General features: G+C 64.5%; 11 protein-coding genes. 2 read left to right on the top strand and 9 right to left on the bottom strand.

All coding sequences use genetic code 11. The features are described from left to right. Positions 1–25 precede the first annotated feature (25 nt). A complete protein-coding gene (gene mapR, locus FHR27_RS18195) occupies positions 26–1435 on the top strand; it encodes a GntR family transcriptional regulator MpaR (protein WP_179539225.1) in 1410 nt (469 codons plus the stop codon). Positions 1436–1495: 60 nt separating this feature from the next. Here mapR and FHR27_RS18200 read toward each other — a convergent pair whose 3' ends face one another. From FHR27_RS18200 to FHR27_RS18235, 8 genes are all read right to left on the bottom strand, one after another. Then, on the bottom strand, positions 1496–2254 hold the full coding sequence (locus tag FHR27_RS18200; RefSeq protein WP_231570255.1) for a type IV pili methyl-accepting chemotaxis transducer N-terminal domain-containing protein: 759 nt from the start codon (positions 2252–2254) through the stop codon (positions 1496–1498). Positions 2255–2530: 276 nt separating this feature from the next. Beyond that, complete coding sequence (locus FHR27_RS18205; RefSeq protein ID WP_257026943.1) at positions 2531–5005, bottom strand: sensor domain-containing protein; 2475 nt, start codon at positions 5003–5005, stop codon at positions 2531–2533. 411 nt (positions 5006–5416) lie between these two features. After that, on the bottom strand, positions 5417–6175 hold the full coding sequence (locus FHR27_RS18210; protein ID WP_082045938.1) for a TerC family protein: 759 nt from the start codon (positions 6173–6175) through the stop codon (positions 5417–5419). 238 nt (positions 6176–6413) lie between these two features. Then, positions 6414–8162 carry a bifunctional protein-serine/threonine kinase/phosphatase gene (locus FHR27_RS18215; protein ID WP_179539226.1) on the bottom strand — a complete coding sequence of 583 codons (1749 nt, stop codon included), beginning with the start codon at positions 8160–8162 and terminating at the stop codon, positions 6414–6416. A 9-nt stretch (positions 8163–8171) separates the two neighbouring features. Further along, positions 8172–8984, bottom strand: coding sequence for a formate/nitrite transporter family protein (locus FHR27_RS18220; protein WP_042556802.1), 813 nt, complete (start codon positions 8982–8984; stop codon positions 8172–8174). 100 nt (positions 8985–9084) lie between these two features. Beyond that, on the bottom strand, positions 9085–9465 hold the full coding sequence (gene nirD / locus FHR27_RS18225; protein ID WP_179539227.1) for a nitrite reductase small subunit NirD: 381 nt from the start codon (positions 9463–9465) through the stop codon (positions 9085–9087). Then, entirely contained in the window at positions 9465–12023 is a 2559-nt protein-coding gene (nirB, locus tag FHR27_RS18230; RefSeq protein ID WP_179539228.1) for a nitrite reductase large subunit NirB, read from the bottom strand. Before nirB ends, nirD begins: the two co-directional genes overlap by 1 nt. Positions 12024–13899: 1876 nt before the next feature. Next, complete coding sequence (locus FHR27_RS18235) at positions 13900–14787, bottom strand: PA4780 family RIO1-like protein kinase (RefSeq protein WP_042556799.1); 888 nt, start codon at positions 14785–14787, stop codon at positions 13900–13902. 172 nt (positions 14788–14959) lie between these two features. Between FHR27_RS18235 and ada the strand changes: the two genes are divergently transcribed. Continuing rightward, the gene (ada, locus tag FHR27_RS18240; protein ID WP_179539229.1) at positions 14960–16000 is read left to right on the top strand and encodes a bifunctional DNA-binding transcriptional regulator/O6-methylguanine-DNA methyltransferase Ada; all 1041 of its coding nucleotides are present in this window, start codon (positions 14960–14962) and stop codon (positions 15998–16000) included. Between the two features lie 30 nt (positions 16001–16030). Here the strand turns inward: ada and FHR27_RS18245 are convergent, their stop codons facing one another. Further along, entirely contained in the window at positions 16031–17308 is a 1278-nt protein-coding gene (locus tag FHR27_RS18245) for an acetyl-CoA C-acetyltransferase (protein ID WP_042556797.1), read from the bottom strand. Positions 17309–17441: the final 133 nt, after the last annotated feature.

Here is a 17441-nt window from a genome sequence, read left to right on the forward strand (position 1 = left end):
CTCCCAACCGCCAAGTCAGGACAGCATGAAACGCTACGAAAAATTCGCCGATGAAATAGCCGGGCTGATCCGCACCGGCGTGCTCGCGCCTGGCGAAAAGGTGCCTTCGGTGCGCCACGCCAGCCGCACCTACGGGGTAAGCCCTTCGACCGTGTTCCAGGCCTACTACCTGCTCGAAGACCGAGGGCTTATCCACGCTCGGGCGCGCTCCGGCTACTTCGTCCGCGAGCACGCCCGGCGCCCGCTGCACGAACCGGAAGTGCGCGCGGGCACGGCGCAGACCACCGATGTCGATGTCAGCGAACTGGTGTTCTCGGTGCTGGGTTCGCTGAAGGACCCGCACACCGTGCCCTTCGGCTCGGCCTTCCCCAGCCCGGATCTCTTCCCGCTGCCGCGCCTGGCCCGCTCCATGGCGCACAGCGTGCGCGACATGCCCAGCCACGCGGTGATCGCTGACATGACCGAGGGCAACCCGGACCTGCGCCGGCAGATCGCTCTGCGCTACATGGTCAGCGGCGTGCGGCTGCCGCTGGAAGAGCTGGTGATCACCACCGGCGCCATGGAGGCACTCAACCTGTGCCTGCAGTCGGTGACCGAGCCGGGCGATCTGGTGGCCATCGAGAGCCCGGCGTTCTACGCCACCCTGCAGGTGCTGGAGCGACTCAAGCTCAAGGCGGTGGAAATTCCCGTGCATCCACGCGAAGGCATCGACCTGGACAGCCTGGCGAGCAGCCTGGAGCAGCTGCCGATCAAGGCCTGCTGGTTCATGAGCAGCCTGCAGAACCCACTCGGCGCGAGCATGAGCGACGACAAGAAACGCGGTCTTTACGAGCTGCTGCAACGCCATCAGGTGCCACTGATCGAAGACGACGTGTATGCCGAGCTGTACTACGGCACCCAGCCGCCCAAGCCGGTGAAAAGCTTCGACCGCGAGGGCCTGGTGATGCATTGCGGCTCGTTTTCCAAATGCCTGGCGCCGGGTTACCGGGTCGGTTGGGTCGCCGGTGGCCGCTATGCCCAGCGCATCGCGCGGCTCAAGCTGATGACCACCATCTCACCCTCGGTACCTGCCCAGGCGGCCCTCGCCGACTACCTGCAGCACGGCGGCTACGACCGTCACCTGCGCAAGCTGCGTCATCAGCTGGAAACCCAGCAGGCATCGATGCTGGCCTCGGCAGCGCGGCACTTTCCGGCGGACACACGGGTAACCCGGCCGAGCGGTGGCTATTTTCTGTGGTTCGAATTCGCCGAACGGGTGGATGCGCTGCAGCTGTTCCGGATGGCGTTGGCCCAGGGCATCAGCCTGGCGCCGGGGCCGATCTTCTCGGCAACCCGCGGCTTCGGCCATTGTGCTCGGCTCAACCACGGCCACCCGTGGAGCACGCAGAGCGAGCAGGCCATGGCGACGCTGGGGCGAATCATCGATTCGTTCTGAGGGCGTAGCGGGTCGAGGTACGAGCGGATGCTCATCCCGGGCGGGATGAGCACCACCGGGTCAGAGCTGGTCGCCCTGCAGGCCGGCGTAGAGGCGGGTCATTTCGTTCAGTTGGCGGAACATCGACTCGGCATTCACGGCGACGATGGTCGGCACGAAGTCCTTGGAGGCAAAGGCCTTGGTCGCGAACTGCCAGCGCGCATCGGTCTTGCGCAGCGCCGCGGCGATCGCTTCATTCGGCGCACCGTTGGCCTGCAGCTCCTTCATGATGCTGTCGAATTCCTTCACCGAGGCGTCGAAGTTGGCATCCAGATTGGGCGCCTGCACCCCCCAGGCACGCGCCATGTAGAACATCGCGGTGCGCTGGGTGAGCACACGGTTCCAGCCACTTCGGTTGATCGAATGCGAGGCGGCGTCGCCGTTGTGCTTCTCGAACAGGTCGGTAACGTGCTGGCACTGCTTCACCAGCTCTTCGGCCTTGGCGAGCATGGCGGGGGCCTGGGCCTTGTCCGGCGTGGCGGTGATCATGGCGCGATAGGCCGTCCAGATCACCTCGACCTGAGCCAGGGCTGCGCGGACTTCATCATTGGTGGGATGAGCCTTGAGCTGGGCGTGATGATCCTCGAACAGCGCGATGCTGGTGTTGAGCTGTTTGGTGGCGTCATCGACCTTCACGTCGGAGCCGATCATCAAATAATCCTTGGCCATGATCTGGCCGAGACTGCGCTGCAGACCCGCCATGTTCATCGCCTCCAGCGGTTTCATTTCGGCCCAACTGGCGAAGCTGATCAGGCTGAGACCCAGCAGGAGCGTTCCCATGCAACGTTTAATCAACTCGATATCCTCGTGCGCGCTAAAAGGTCGCCCCAGCCCTGTAGCCACTGCCGTGAAGAACGGAATGGGCGTTGCCGGTCGACCTGAGTTAATACTGGAGCGCGGAGGCAGCAAGGGCTGCCAACATTCCGACGCCAGCGATTGTTGAATTCTAGTTCATACGCCCGTCGTTGACGTGTTGCCGGTCTGCGATAGATCGCCATCCGGCGGGCGAACATGGAGATTGGTGACGCCCGTCACACTGGCCGGCTCCCGCCTGCCCTATTCCAGCACCTCGATGCGCTCGCTGGCCGGCTGCGGACGGCCGAACAGGTACCCCTGGAAGTGCGAGCAGCCCTCCGCTTTCAACTGCTCGAACTGTGCATCGGTTTCCACGCCCTCGGCGGTCGTCTTGATCAGCAGGCTGCCACTCATGCCGGTGATGGCCCGCACGATGGACAGCGACTCGCGGCTCTCACCCATGTCCTGAACGAAGGACTTGTCGATCTTGATCCGGTCGAAGGAGAAGGATCGCAGGTAGCCCAATGAAGAATAGCCGGTACCGAAGTCGTCGAGCGCAATGTTCACGCCAAGTGCCTTGAGCGCCTTGAGGGTGTCGATGTTGCCTTCGCTGTTCTCCAGCAATACCGACTCGGTGATCTCCAGTTCCAGGCGCTCGGGCTCCAGCCCCGAGTCGGCCAGGGCCAGACCGACGACCTTGACCAGATCGGCGTTCTTGAACTGCACGGGCGACAGATTGACCGCCACCGTCTGCTTGCCTGACCAGCTCGCCGCCTCCTGGCAGGCGAGGTTGAGCGCGCGGGCGCCTACATCGTGGATCAGCCCGGTTTCCTCGGCGATGGGGATGAAGTCCATCGGCATGACCAGACCGTTACTCGGGTGCTGCCAGCGCATCAACGCTTCGTAGCCGGATATCAGGTTGCTGCCGTTATCGACGATGGGCTGGTAGTAAAGCTGCAACTGCCCGAGGTGCAGGGCCGTGCGCAGGTCCATCTCCATGGTACGACGGCGCCGCGCGGCAACATCGAGCTCCGGGTGGAAGCATTCGTAGCGGTTGCGCCCGTTACGCTTGGCTTCGTAGAGCGCCAGGTCGGCGTAGCGCATCAGTTGATCGGCCTGCTGGTGATCGTCCGGCGAAAGGGCGACGCCGATGCTCACTCCGACCGAGAAGCTGTGGCCGTCGATCAGGAACACGGGCGCCACGGCGGCGATCAGCCGTTTGGCGGTGCGCTGGGCATCCTCGGCGCTCTCCAGGCCGTTGAGCACCACCGCGAATTCGTCACCCCCCAGCCGTGCCAGGGTGTCGCGCTCGCGCAGCACACCCTTGAGGCGTTGGCCCAGAGAGCGCAGCAGGCGGTCACCGAAGGCATGGCCGAGGGCGTCGTTGATGTTCTTGAAGTTGTCCAGGTCCAGGCAGAGCACCGCGGTCAGTCGCTGTTTTTCCTCCCCCTCACGCAGCGCCTCGTCGAGGCGCTCACCGAACAGCGTGCGGTTGGGCAGCCCGGTCAGCGCGTCGTGGTGGGCCATGTGGTGGATCTGTGCGTGGGCGGCGAGCTCGTCGGTGACATCCTCGGCGATCATCAGCAGGTAGCTGCTCTGTTGCTCGACGCCACTGCTCTGCAGCACACGGGTACGCAGCATGCGCGGGCCCAGCTGGGTGTCCAGGCAATCCTCGGAAAGATGCGGGGCCCCACTGCGGATGCACTGCTCGGTCTGCTCGGCGATGTAATCGACGATCGCCGGCGCCAGGCACTGCTCCGCACGGCGCCCGAGCATCTCGCTGGTGCTGCAGCCGAACAGCTTTTCCGCCCGCGGGTTGGCCAGCAGGATTTCTCGGCTGGTGGAGTCCTGCACGATGACGCTGGCCGGAATGTTGGAGATTACCGAGTCGAGGAAGCGGGACAGCGAGGCCATCTCTTCGCTGTAGCTCTCCGCCAGCTCCTTGGCCTTGAGCAGCTCCAGTTCGTTCTGGCGGCGCTCGGTGATGTCACGGGTGATCTTGGCGAAACCGATCAGTTGGCGGTCGTCATCGTAGATGGCGTCGATCACCACGCTGGTCCAGAACGGCGAACCGTCCTTGCGCAGGCGCACGCCCTCGGCTTCGAAGCGCCCTTCGCTACGAGCGGTTTCCAGGCCCTTGGCGGGCAGGCCGGCCTCACGGTCCTCGGGGGTATAGAACACCGAAAAGTGCTGACCGACGATCTCTTCGGCCTTGTAGCCCTTGGCACGCTCGGCGCCGGCGTTCCAGTTTTCCACATGGCCCTGGGGATCGAGCATGTAGATGGCGTAGTCGGTGACGCCCTGTACCAGCAGGCGAAAACGCCGCTCCTGCTCGCGCTGCTCGATCTGTAACTGACGCTGCTCGGTGCAGTCACGGGTGATCTTGGCGAAGCCGATCAGTTGGCCATCGTCATCGTGTACGGCATCGATCACCACATGGGCCCAGAACGACGTACCGTCCTTGCGCAGGCGCCAGCCCTGGGCCTCGAAACGCCCGGTGTCGCGAGCCTGCTGCAGGCCACGTTCGGGCACGCCAGCGGCGCGCTCCGCCTCGCCGTAGAACACCGAGAAATGCTGGCCGACGATCTCCGCCGCCAGGTAACCCTTGGCGCGCTGGGCGCCAGCATTCCAGTTGGTTACCACGCCTTCGGGACTGAGCATGTAGATGGCGTAGTCCACCACGCTCTGCACCAACAGGCGGTACATCACGTCGGCATTGGGATGAGTGGGGAGCATGGTGGCGGTCCTGAGAATCCGTAACAGCGCGATCCTCGGCGGGTCGGGCCAGAGGAGTCGTGCGCGAAAAGGTCACTCGATCGATCAAGGAGCCTGTTATCCCGGCTCACAGGAAGGCCACCCCAGTGCACCGTTGCGCTCGTGGACGATTAGGCGCCAGGCAGATCGGTTCTGGTCATGGCATTGAGTGTAGTTGCAGGAGCGGATGGGCGTTACGGACGGCTTTCAGCTTGGCGAAAACAGGCATGCCGGCCCGCCCACTCACTGGTCATGGGGGAGATTCTGCCGTGCAAGATGGCACCGTGCCAGCAAAATATGACTGAACGGTCAGTCTTTGCCGGGAGGGAAAGTGGCGTGGAGCGGAGAAATGCAGCCACCTCCCCCCGCTGTGGCAGAGGGAGGTGCGCGGCGTCAAGGTGCCTTGTTGGCCTCGGCAGCCGCCTTGCGGCGCGCCCGGCGAGACAACATGTTGAGCCCTTCGATGATGGCGGAGAATGCCATCGCGGCGTAGATGTAGCCCTTCGGCACGTGAGCGCCGAAGCCTTCGGCGATCAGCGTCATGCCGATCATGATGAGGAAGCCCAGGGCCAGCATCACCACGGTCGGGTTGTTGGCGATGAAGCGCGCCAGCGGGTTGGCAGCGACCAGCATCACGGTAACGGCGGCGACCACGGCGATGACCATGATCGGCACGTGCGGCGTCATGCCCACGGCGGTGATGATGCTGTCGACCGAGAACACCAGGTCGAGCAGCAGGATCTGCACGATGGCGGCGCTGAAACCCAGGGTAGCGGTACGGCCGACGAACATGTCGCCTTCCGGCTCCGGGTCCATGGAGTGATGGATTTCCTTGGTCGCCTTCCAGAGCAGGAACAGGCCACCGGCGATGAGGATGATGTCCTTCCAGGAGAACGCCTGGCCGAACAGCTCGATCACCGGTTCCACCAGTTGGACGATCCACGCCACGGTGCCCAATAGGCCCAGACGCAGAACCAGCGCCGCACCAATACCCAAGCGCCGCGCTTTTTCACGCTGATGCTCGGGTAGCTTGTTGGTGAGGATGGAGATGAAGATCAGGTTGTCGATGCCGAGTACCACTTCCATTACCACCAGAGTGGCAAGGGCGACCCAGGCAGTTGGGTCGCTAGCTAGTTGCAGGAGATAGTCCACGATCACGCACTTTATGGCTGAACAGAAGCCGCATTCTGTCTTGTTGCCGAGAGAACAAATATGACAATTTGCGACAAATTATTTCATTAAGTTACCTTTCCATCTACGCCCTGAAACCGTGCACTGGCGGGGCCTGCACGGTTTTCACGCGAAGCGCGATACGAAGCGCTCGTGCAACGTGCCGGCCAGCCATGCCCCCCCTCGGAAACACCCGGCAGTAAAGCGCCCTTGGCAACCGCTAGCGCGCCAGCAATACCACCACCGTCAACGCCAGCGCCAAACAACTGACCTGCCAGAACAACAGCGGATTGCGCTCCAGCAACGGTACCCGGCCACGGCGCAGCAACGCCTGACCGGGATGACGCAGCGCGTGGGCGAATTCGTCCGGGTCGGCATAGCGCTTCAGCGGGTCCGGGTGGCAGGCCTTGCGCAGCACGTCGTCGAGCCACGAAGGCAGCTCGCGCCCTTGGCCGAGCGGTGCGTAACGCAACCGCGCCTGGGCTGTGCGGGTTCGCGCCCGTGCCATGCTGGCCCCGTAAGGCAGCCGAGCGGTGAGCATCTGGTAGGCGATCACCGCCAGGGAAAACACGTCCGAGCGTACCGTGCCGGGCTCGCCGAGCCAGTATTCAGGGGCGCTGTACTGCGCGGTGCCGAGTATCGGGTCGTCCGCCTGGCGGCTGGCGATCTCCTGCAGCCCTGCCACCCGGGTGGCGCCAAAATCGATGATCTTCACCGTACCGGTGGCCTCGATCATCAGGTTGGCGGGACGCAGGTCCTGATGCAGCATTTCCAGACGGTGGAAAGCACGCAGGCCGCGGGCGATCTGCTCGACGATGCTACGCACGGTTTCCAGATCCGGGCTCGGGTGATCGATCATCCACTGCGCCAGGGTCCGGCCCTCGATGAACTCGCTGACGCCGTACAGGAAATTGCGCTTGCGGGTCGGTGCACAAGCCTTGAGCACGTGGGGGCTGTCGATGCGCCGGGCGATCCACTCCTCCATGAGAAAGCGCTCGAGGTAAGCGGCGTCGTGCTGCAGGTCCTGGGAGGGCGTCTTGATCACCACGGTGGCACCGCTGTCTTCATCGGTGGCCAGGTACACGTGGCTGCGGGCGCTGGCGTGCAGCGGGCGGACGATGCGGTAACCGTCGAAGGGCATGCGCGCTTCCAGAATCGGCGGGCACGGCAGCTCGCCGAGCTTGTGCTGCAACTCATCGACCTCGGCACGCGGCAGGCTGTCGACGCGCACCAGTTGCAGGGTCAGGTTGTCGTCGCTGCCATTGGCCAGGGCCTGGTCGACGATATGCTGGGCGGCCCGTTGCAGGTCGTCAGCGGCGGCGGAGATGCACTCGATCATGAAGCGCGAATCGACGAACTCGTACACGCCGTCGGTGGCCAGCAGGAACAGGTCGCCGCTCTCCAGCGCCAGTGCCTGATAGTCGATCTCCAATTGCGGCTGGATGCCCAGGGCACGGCTCAGGTAGCTCTTGTCCTGGCCGACCCAGACGCGGTGATCGCGGGTAAGCGGCTCCAGGGAGCCGTCGCGCAGGCGGTAGATGCGGGTATCGCCGACATGGAACAGGTGCGCGGTGGTCGACTTCAGCACCAGAGCGCTGAAGGTGCACACGTAGCCGCGGTCCATGTCGTAGCGATGCTGGCCGCGCCGCGTCTGGGCGTGCAGCCAGGCGTTGGTGGCGCTGAGCACGCGAGTCACCGAGGTCTTCACGGACCAGGCTTCGCTGGTGCTGAAATAGTCGGAGAGGAACGCCGCCACCGCCGTTTCACTGGCAATGTGGCTGACGTCACTGCTGCTGATGCCGTCAGCCAGGGCGATGGCGATGCCTTTGCTGCTCAGTTGCGGCTCATGGGGCACGCAGAGGCCATGGAAGTCCTGATTGCGTGCCTTGCGGCCCTTGTCCGAGCACTGACCGATGCTGACCTGCAGTTGGCTCTTCCTGCCCGTGCGCAGGTTTTCAGCAGCGGCCATCGACGGTACTCAGTTGTAGGAGCGCTTGGGTGCGGTCTTGACGTGCGTGGTGTAGAGGGTCAGACCGGTGAAGGCCAGGCCGCCAACCAGGTTGCCCAGTGCGGTGGGGATTTCGTTCCAGATCATGTAGTCCATCACCGAGAAATCGCCGCCCATGATCATCCCGAAGGGGAACAGAAACATGTTCACCACCGAGTGTTCGAAGCCCATGTAGAAGAACAGCATGACCGGCATCCACATGGCGATGGTCTTGCCGCTGACGGTGGTGGAGATCATCGCGCCGACCACGCCCATGGACACCATCCAGTTGCACAGCATGCCGCGCAGGAAAATGGTCAGCCAGCCGGCCGTGCCGAACTCGGCGTAGCCCAGAGTGCGTGACTCGCCGATGTGCGAAATCTTCTCGCCGATCTCACCCGCGCTGGTCGAGAAGCCATAGGTGAAGACGAAAGCCATCATCACGGCGACCGTCAGTGCTCCGGCGAAGTTGCCGATGAACACCAGCCCCCAGTTGCGCAGCACGCCACCGACGGTGACCCCCGGGCGCTTGTCGAGCAGCGCCAGCGGAGCGAGGACGAATACCCCGGTGAGCAGGTCGAAGCCCATCAGGTACAGCATGATGAAACCGACCGGGAAGAACGCTGCGCCAAGCAGCGGCGAACCAGTCTGGACAGTGATGGTGATGGCGAACACCGCCGCCAGGGCCAGAATCGCACCGGCCATGAAGGCGCGGATCAGGGTATCGCGGGTCGACATGAAGATCTTCGACTCGCCGGCATCCACCATCTTTGTGACGAATTCGGCAGGAACCAGGTAGGACATGGAGATGCTCTCTTTTCAGGTATGCAAACGGGAGGGAGCGAATGGGCCGGGGCGCCTGCTTGGCGTTCTTCTCCGGCCTTCGCGGTAAGTCGTCGAGCGTTCAGCCTGTCAGGCCGATTTCCACGGTGTCGCCATTGAGCCGCACCGGCCATACGCGCAGGCGCTGCTCCGGGTACTCGAGGCAGGTGCCGTCGACCAGGCGGAAATGCTGTTTGTAGAGCGGCGAAGCGATCACCAGGTCACCCTTGATCTGGCCGATCAGGCCGCGACCGATGACGTTGGCGCCGGATTTCGGATCGCGGTTTTCCACCGCGAACAGTTGCTCGCCGGCCTCGCTGTGGGGCAGATGGAACAGGGCGATCTGGTCACCCTCGAGCCAGGCCACCACACCGGAGTTGGCGACCAGATCCTGGCTGCTGCACAGCGGTTGCCATTCGGTGGCGGGAAGCGATTGGGCGCGCACGGCATTGGACTGGCTCATCAGAGCACCTCCTCGGTAACGGGAATCAGATGTAACTCGCTGGCGGTCATGGGTCGGCGCTGGCCACGCTCCTTGACGAAGTGAATGTCCGGATCGCCGCGCTTGTCGTTGACGAAGGTGCGGAAGCGCTTGAGCTTCTCCGGGTCCTTGAGGGCACCGGCCCATTCGCATTCATAACGGTCGACCACCAGCTGCATCTGCGCTTCCAGCTCGGCGCCAAGGCCCAGGCTGTCGTCGAGAATCACCGCCTTGAGGTAATCCAGGCCGCCTTCCAGCGATTCGCGCCATACCGAGGTGCGCTGCAGCTTGTCGGCAGTGCGCACGTAGAACATCAGCACGCGGTCGATGGTGCGGATCAGCGCTTCGTCATCCAGGTCGGTGGCGAACAGCTCGGCGTGCCGCGGGCGCATGCCGCCGTTGCCGCACACGTAGAGGTTCCAGCCCTTGTCGGTGGCGATCACGCCGATGTCCTTGCTCTGCGCTTCGGCGCACTCACGGGTGCAGCCGCTGACCGCGAACTTGATCTTGTGCGGCGAGCGCAGGCCCTTGTAGCGATCCTCCAGGCGCAGCGCCATGCCGACGCTGTCCTGCACGCCATAGCGGCACCAGGTGCTGCCCACGCAGGACTTCACGGTACGCAGCGACTTGCCGTAGGCATGCCCGGTCTCGAAGCCGGCGGCGATCAGCTCGCTCCAGATTTCCGGCAGCTCGTGCAGTTGAGCGCCGAACAGGTCGATGCGCTGCCCGCCGGTGATCTTGGTGTAGAGGTCGTATTTCTTCGCCACGGCGCCGATGGCGATCAACCCGTCCGGGGTGATCTCGCCACCGGGAATACGCGGCACCACCGAGTAGGTGCCGTTCTTCTGCATGTTGGCCATGAAGGTGTCGTTGGTGTCCTGCAGCGGGATCATCAGCGGGTCGGTGATCGGCTGGTTCCAGCAGGACGCGAGAATCGAGCCGACCGCTGGCTTGCAGATATCGCAGCCGGTGTGGCCGCGGCCATGCTTGGCCAGCAGTTCTTCGAAACTGAGCACGCCTTCCACCCGGACGATGGCGTACAGCTCCTGGCGGGTATGGGCGAAGTGTTCGCAGAGGCTCTTGTCCACCGCCACGCCGCGGGCGCTCAGCTCATGCTCGAAGACCTGTTTGAGCAAGGCGCTGCAACCACCGCAACCGCTGCCGGCCTTGGTGATGGCCTTCAGCTCGCCGAGGTCGGTGATGCCGGCGTCGACCTGGCAGCACACCGCGCCCTTGCTGACGTTGTGGCAGGAGCAAATGGTCGCGGTATCCGGCAACGCATCGGCGCCCAGGGTCGGCGCGCCTTCGGACAGCGGCAGAATCAGGCTGGACGGATCGGCCGGCAGCTTGATGCCGTTCTGGGCGTACTGCAGCAGGGTGTCGTAGTAGCTGTTGTCGCCGACCAGCACGGCGCCGATGACGTGCTGACCATCCGGCGAGACCACCAGACGGCGGTAGCTGGCATTGGCTTCGTCGATGTAGCGGTAGCTCTTAGCCCCCGGCGTGGCGGCGTGAGCATCGCCGATGGAGCCGACGTCGACGCCAAGCAGCTTGAGCTTGGTCGACATGTCGGCGCCGGTGAATAGTTCGTGGGGCGCGCCAGCCAGCTGTGCGGCGACATTGCGGGCCATCGAATAGCCCGGCGCGACCAGGCCGAAGACCAGGCCATTCCAGGACGCGCATTCGCCGATGGCAAAGATCGCCGGGTCGCTGGTGCGACAGTCGTTGTCGACCACCACGCCCCCGCGGGTCGCGATGTCGAGCCCGGCGGCACGGCCCAGGGCGTCCTGCGGACGAATACCGGCGGAAAACACGATCAGGTCGGTCTCAAGGAATTCGCCATCATTGAACTTCATGCGGTAGGCGTATTCCTCACCGATGACGATCTCCTGGGTGGCGCGCGATAGATGCACACCCACACCCAGGGCCTCGATGCGCGCCCGCAATGCGTCGCCACCGTCGTTATCCAGCTGCACCGGCATCAGGCGTGGCGCGAACTCCACCACATGAGCTTCCAGGCCAAGGGACTTGAGGGCATTGGCCGCCTCGAGACCGAGCAGACCGCCGCCCACCACCACGCCACGGCGGGCGCTGGCCGCGGCAGCGCGGATGCCGTCGAGGTCGTCCAGGGTGCGGTAGACCAGGCGCGAATTGCCCTCGGCGCCCGGAATCGGCGGCACGAACGGATAGGAACCGGTGGCCAGCACCAGCCGGTCGTAGCCGCGACGGCCGTTGGTGGTGACGACTTCGCGGTTCTCGCGGTCGATCTCCAGCACCTGCTCGCCGAGGTGCAGATGCACGCCGTTGCGGGCGTACAGATCAGGCTCGCCCAGGGCCAGGGCTTCGGCATCCTTGCCGGAGAAATACTCGGACAGGTGCACACGGTCGTAGGCGCGCTGGCGCTCTTCGCCATACACGTGCACCTGATAGCGATGCAGGGCGCCGCTGGCGATCAGCTGCTCCACGCAGTGGTGGCCGACCATGCCGTTGCCGATGACGATCAGGTTCTCGCGCTTGATCGATGTGACGATGGAATTCATAGCCTGCCCTCTGTCTGCTGCGGTATCACGGTTTTCTGCAACGCAAAAAAAAGACGCCTGGAGCTGTTGTCAGCTTCAGGCGTCTTTGCCTTGGATTCAGTTATGTGGGGTGAGTATCAGGTCATGGCCTGTTCACCGGCCCCATCGATGATGGGTGCACAGGTTTGATAGCAGGTTGCATGCCAAGGCCTTGAAAAAGCCGGGAAGGCCCATGGCAAAGGGCTTGGCAGGCTCCTGCAGATCGGCGCGACTGGCGCAGGATACGAACCAAGATGAAGCAGGCGATCCTGAAACTCACCATTTCGGGGCAGCCCAAGCGGATTCGTGGGCGCAGGTCGGGTAAGCGCTACCTGCCGGCGCAGTGCCTGTAGGAACGCGCCATGCGCGCGAAATCGCGGGCATGGCCCGCTCCCACAGTTGATCGCGGAACCGCCGTTCTCTGCGATTCGTCAGATCGGTCAGCGGGCGCAGGGTCGATGTTCACTCATCCCGCGAGCTGCCCTTCAGCGCAGTACCTGTGGGAGCGCGCCATGCGCGCGAAATCGCGGGCACGGCCCGCTCCCACAGTGGATCGCAGAACCGCCGTTCCCTGCGGTTCTCCAGACAGGTCAGCGGGCGCAGGGTCGATGTTCATCCATCAGGCGGATCGCCCTTCAGCGCACCAACTTGTGGGAGCGCGCCATGCGCGCGAAATCGCGGGCGCGGCCCGCTACCACAGTGGATCGCGGAACCGCCGTTCCCTGCGATTCTTCAGGCAGGTTCGCGGGCGCAGGATGGATGTTCACCCATCCTGCGAGCTGCCCTTCAGCGCAGTACCTGTGGGAGCGCGCCATGCGCGCGAAATCGCGGGCACGGCCCGCTCCCACAGTGGATCGCGGAACCGCCGTTCCCTGCGATTCTTCAGCCAGATTCGCGGACGCATGATGGATGTTCACTCATCCTGCGAGCCACCCTTCGGCGCAGTACCTGTGGGAGCGCGCCATGCGCGCGAAATCGCGGGCATGGCCCGCTCCCACAGTTGATCGCGGAACCGCCGTTCCCTGCGATTCTTCAGGCAGGTTCGCGGGCGCAGGATGGATGTTCACCCATCCTGCGAGCTGCCCTTCGGCGCAGTACCTGTGGGAGCGCGCCATGCGCGCGAAATCGCGGGCGCGGCCCGCTCCCACAGTGGATCGCGGAACCGCCGTTACCTGCGATTCTTCAGGCAGGTTCGCAGGCGCATGATGGATGTTCACTCATCCTGCGAGCTGCCCTTCGGCGCAGTACCTTGTGGGAGCGCGCCATGCGCGCGAAATCGCGGGCGCGGCCCGCGCCCGCGGTGGATCGCGGAACCGCCGTTACCTGCGATTCTTCAGGCAGGTTCGCAGGCGCATGATGGATGTTCAGCCATCCTGCGAGCTGCCCTTCAGCGCACTACCTTGTGGGAGCGCGCCATGCGCGCGAAATCGCGGGCATGGCCCGCTCCCACAGTGGATTGCAAAACGGTCGTTCCCTGCGATTCTTCAGATAGGTCAGCGGGCGCAGGGTCGATGTTGATCCATCAGGCGGACCGCCCTTCAGCGCACCAACTTGTGGGAGCGCGCCATGCGCGCGAAATCGCGGGCATGGCCCGCTCCCACAGTGGACTGCAGAACGGCCGTTTCCTGCGACTCTTCAGCCAGATTCGCGGACGCATGATGGATGTTCACCCATCCTGCGAGCTGCCCTTCGGCGCACTACCTTGTGGGAGCGCGCCATGCGCGCGAAGGCGCACCAACTTGTGGGAGCGCGCCATGCGCGCGAAATCGCGGGCACGGCCCGCGCCCGCGGTGGATCGCAGCCGTACAGGGTGGGCCGGGCGGCGATCCGCTTCAGCCCACCACTGCATCAAGCTCAATCACCGCTCCCAGGGCGGAGGCGGCTCCTGGTCCTTGGGCTCGTCCTCGGCGTTGAGCGCGGCCTGACGGCGTGCCTCATCGGCCAGGGCGGCCTTGATTTCACGCAACACGGCGTCGACGTCGGCCTCGTCCTCGGGGTCATCGAACTCCCCGGTCAGCACGCTATCCGGCGTCAGCTTGCCGTCTTCGTAGAGCGCCCACATTTCCTTGGCGTACTTGGTGAACTTGAGCTCCGGTGCGAACTGGCCGAAATAGGCGGCCATGTTGCCGACGTCACGCTCGAGCATCTTGAAGGCGTGGTTGTTGCCGGCCGCATCCACCGCCTGGGGCAGGTCGATGATCACCGGGCCTTCCGGGCCAAGCAGCACGTTGAATTCGGACAAGTCGCCATGCACCAAGCCGGCGCAGAGCATCTTGACGATTTCTTCGATCATGAAAGCGTGGAATTCGCGGGCGTCTTCGGGGTGCAGGTCGACGTCGTTGAGGCGCGGCGCTACGCCACCCTCGCCGTCCCCGACCAGTTCCATGAGCAGCACACCCTCGAGAAAGTCATAGGGTTTCGGCACCCGGACCCCGGCGCTGGCCAGACGAAACAGGGCTGCCACCTCGGCGTTCTGCCAGGCGTCTTCCTGCCCCTTGCGACCATACTTGGAGCCCTTGGCCATAGCCCGCGCGTCACGGCTGTTGCGTACCTTGCGACCTTCCTGATACTCGGCGGCCTGGCGGAAACCCCGCTTGTTGGCTTCCTTGTAGACCTTGGCGCAACGCAACTCGGTACCGCAACGCACAACATAGACCGCTGCTTCCTTGCCGCTCATCAAAGGGCGAATCACCTCGTCCACCAGGCCGTCTTCGACCAGGGGCTCAATGCGTTTTGGCGTCTTCATCAGCTTTTATTAGGGTCCTCAATGGGCTATGCGGCCCTTTTATACGGCAATCCTCGGGCAGCGCACAGTCTCTATGGAAAATGTGCCGACTCATACACTTTGAAAGCGTGATTGGCACTGGCGCGTAATCTGGTCGATACCGACAATCCAGTGTCTGTTACAGGAGATGAACATGTCGGAAGAACGCCACTGGCAAGCCGTATGCGAACGCGATGCCACGCAGGACGGTGAATTCGTCTTCGCCGTGCGCTCGACCGGCATCTACTGCCGCCCCAGCTGTCCGGCACGCCGGCCAAGACGCGAGAACGTCAGTTTCCACGCCACGCCCGCACACGCCGAGGCGGCGGGTTATCGGCCCTGTAAACGCTGCTCGCCCCGGGGCAGCAGCCTGGCCGAGCAGCTCGACGCACTGGTGACTGCAGCCTGCCGCCTGCTCGACGAAGCGGAAAGACCACCGACTCTGCAAGCACTTGCCGCGCGCATCGGCCTGTCACCGTCGCACCTGGCCAGAGCCTTCAAGGCACGTACCGGGATGACCCCCAAGGCCTGGGGCAGCGCCCGCCAGCGTGAGCGCCTGGCGCTCGAACTGCCCCAGGCCGGTTCGCTGCTCGATGCTGCGCTGAACAGCGGTTACTCCAGTACCCGCGCACTCTACGAGCGGGCCGATGGGGTGAGCGCGGCCAGCCGACGCAAAGGTGCCGCCGGGGAATCGCTGCGCATGGCAGTGGCGCCCTGCCCACTGGGCTACCTGCTGGTGGCGAGCAGCGACACTGGCCTCTGCGCCCTGTTGTTCGGCGAATCCGCGAACGCGGTGGAGGCGGAGCTGCGTCAGCGCTTTCCTGCGGCAACGCTGCAGCGTGACGACAAGGCACTGGAGGAGTGGCTGAACGCGGTGCTGATGCAGCTCGAGGAACCGGCACGCGCTGCCTGCCTGCCGCTGGATCTGCAAGGCACGGCGTTTCAGCAGCAGGTATGGCAGGCCCTGCGGGCCATCCCAATGGGTCAGACGCGAACCTACGGACAACTGGCCGCCAACCTGGGCAGCCACCCACGGGCCATCGCCCGAGCCTGCTCCAGCAATCCGCTGGGCCTGCTGGTGCCCTGCCACCGCGTCACCGCAGCCGATGGCAGCCTCGGCGGCTACCGCTGGGGCGTGGCACGCAAGGCCGCCTTGCTCGAGGCCGAAGCCAAGACGACGCGGCGCGACGATTGATCGGCCAGCCGGTCGCCCTGGTCGGCCGACTCAGCGCTCCAGAATCGCGGTAACGCCCTGGCCACCGGCGGCGCAAATGGAGATCAGGCCACGGCCTTCGCCGGCCACCGATAGCAGCTTGGCCAGGTTGGCGACGATGCGCCCACCCGTCGCTGCGAACGGGTGGCCAGCCGCCAGGGAGCTGCCCTTGATGTTGAGCTTCGCACGGTCGATGCCGCCCAGCGGCTGTTGCAGACCCAGCTTGCTGCGGCAATAGTCGGCGTCCTCCCAGGCCTTGAGCGTGCACAGCACCTGAGCGGCGAAGGCTTCGTGGATTTCGTAGTAGTCGAAATCCTGCAGCGTGAGGCCATTGCGCGCCAGCAAGCGCGGCACCGCATACACCGGCGCCATCAACAGCCCCTCGTTGCCTTTGACGAAATCCACCGCCGCCGCCTCGCCATCGCGCCAGTAGGCAAGAATCGGCAGACCACGGGCCTTGGCCCATTCTTCGCTGGCCAGCAGGACCAACGACGCACCATCGGTCAGCGGTGTCGAGTTGGCTGCGGTCAGGGTGCCGCGCTGGCCACGCTCGAACACGGGCTTGAGGGTGGCCAGCTTGGCCAGGTCGATATCGGGGCGCAGGTTCTGGTCTCGGGTCAGGCCGAGAAACGGCGTCAGCAAATCGTCCTGCCAGCCTTCGGCGTAGGCGGCAGCGAGCTTGCGGTGGCTCTCCACGGCCAACTGATCCTGCTCGTCACGCGGGATGGCCCAGTGCTGCGCCATCAGCTCGCAATGCTGGCCCATGGACAAACCGGTGCGCGGCTCGCCATTGCGCGGTAGCGAGGGCGCCAGGTGCCGTGGACGCAGCTGCAGCAGCGCCTTGATCTTGTCGCCGGTGCTCTTGCCGCGATTGGCTTGTAACAGGATCTTGCGCAGGCCTTCGTTGACGCCGATGGGCGCATCCGAGGTGGTGTCCACGCCACCGGCGATACCGCTTTCGATCTGCCCCAGGGCAATCTTGTTGGCCACCAGCAGCGCGGCTTCGAGCCCGGTGCCGCAGGCCTGTTGCAGGTCGTAGGCCGGGGTTTCGGGGGCCAGGCGCGAGCCGAGTACGCATTCGCGGGTCAGGTTGAAGTCCCGCGAGTGCTTGAGCACCGCCCCTGCGACCACTTCGCCAAGGCGCTCGCCGTGCAGGTTGTAGCGCTCGATCAGGCCCTCCAGCGCGCTGGTGAGCATGGCCTGGTTGCTGGCCGTGGCGTAGGCGGTATTGGAGCGGGCGAAGGGAATGCGGTTGCCACCAACGATGGCGACCCGGCGCGGCAGGCTCATGTACGGCTCCTTGCGGGTAATATTCTGCGGCACTTTAGGGTGCCGATTCACCGACACGGTGGCCGGTCATTGGGCTGCTGTCGATGCATGAAACGAGTGATGGCGTACAGTGGTCAACCTCTTTGAGTTTCAG

The sequence above is a fragment of the Pseudomonas flavescens genome, from assembly GCF_013408425.1.
Classification (GTDB): Bacteria; Pseudomonadota; Gammaproteobacteria; order Pseudomonadales; family Pseudomonadaceae; genus Aquipseudomonas; species Aquipseudomonas fulva_A.

Coding starts and splice junctions, on each gene's coding strand:
- mapR (WP_179539225.1), top strand. CDS start 26: ATGAAACGCTACGAAAAATTCGCCGATGAAATAGCCGGGCTGATCCGC.
- FHR27_RS18200 (WP_231570255.1), bottom strand. CDS start 2,254: ATGGGAACGCTCCTGCTGGGTCTCAGCCTGATCAGCTTCGCCAGTTGG.
- FHR27_RS18205 (WP_257026943.1), bottom strand. CDS start 5,005: ATGCTCCCCACTCATCCCAATGCCGACGTGATGTACCGCCTGTTGGTG.
- FHR27_RS18215 (WP_179539226.1), bottom strand. CDS start 8,162: ATGGCCGCTGCTGAAAACCTGCGCACGGGCAGGAAGAGCCAACTGCAG.
- FHR27_RS18220 (WP_042556802.1), bottom strand. CDS start 8,984: ATGTCCTACCTGGTTCCTGCCGAATTCGTCACAAAGATGGTGGATGCC.
- nirD (WP_179539227.1), bottom strand. CDS start 9,465: ATGAGCCAGTCCAATGCCGTGCGCGCCCAATCGCTTCCCGCCACCGAA.
- nirB (WP_179539228.1), bottom strand. CDS start 12,023: ATGAATTCCATCGTCACATCGATCAAGCGCGAGAACCTGATCGTCATC.
- FHR27_RS18235 (WP_042556799.1), bottom strand. CDS start 14,787: ATGAAGACGCCAAAACGCATTGAGCCCCTGGTCGAAGACGGCCTGGTG.
- ada (WP_179539229.1), top strand. CDS start 14,960: ATGTCGGAAGAACGCCACTGGCAAGCCGTATGCGAACGCGATGCCACG.
- FHR27_RS18245 (WP_042556797.1), bottom strand. CDS start 17,308: ATGAGCCTGCCGCGCCGGGTCGCCATCGTTGGTGGCAACCGCATTCCC.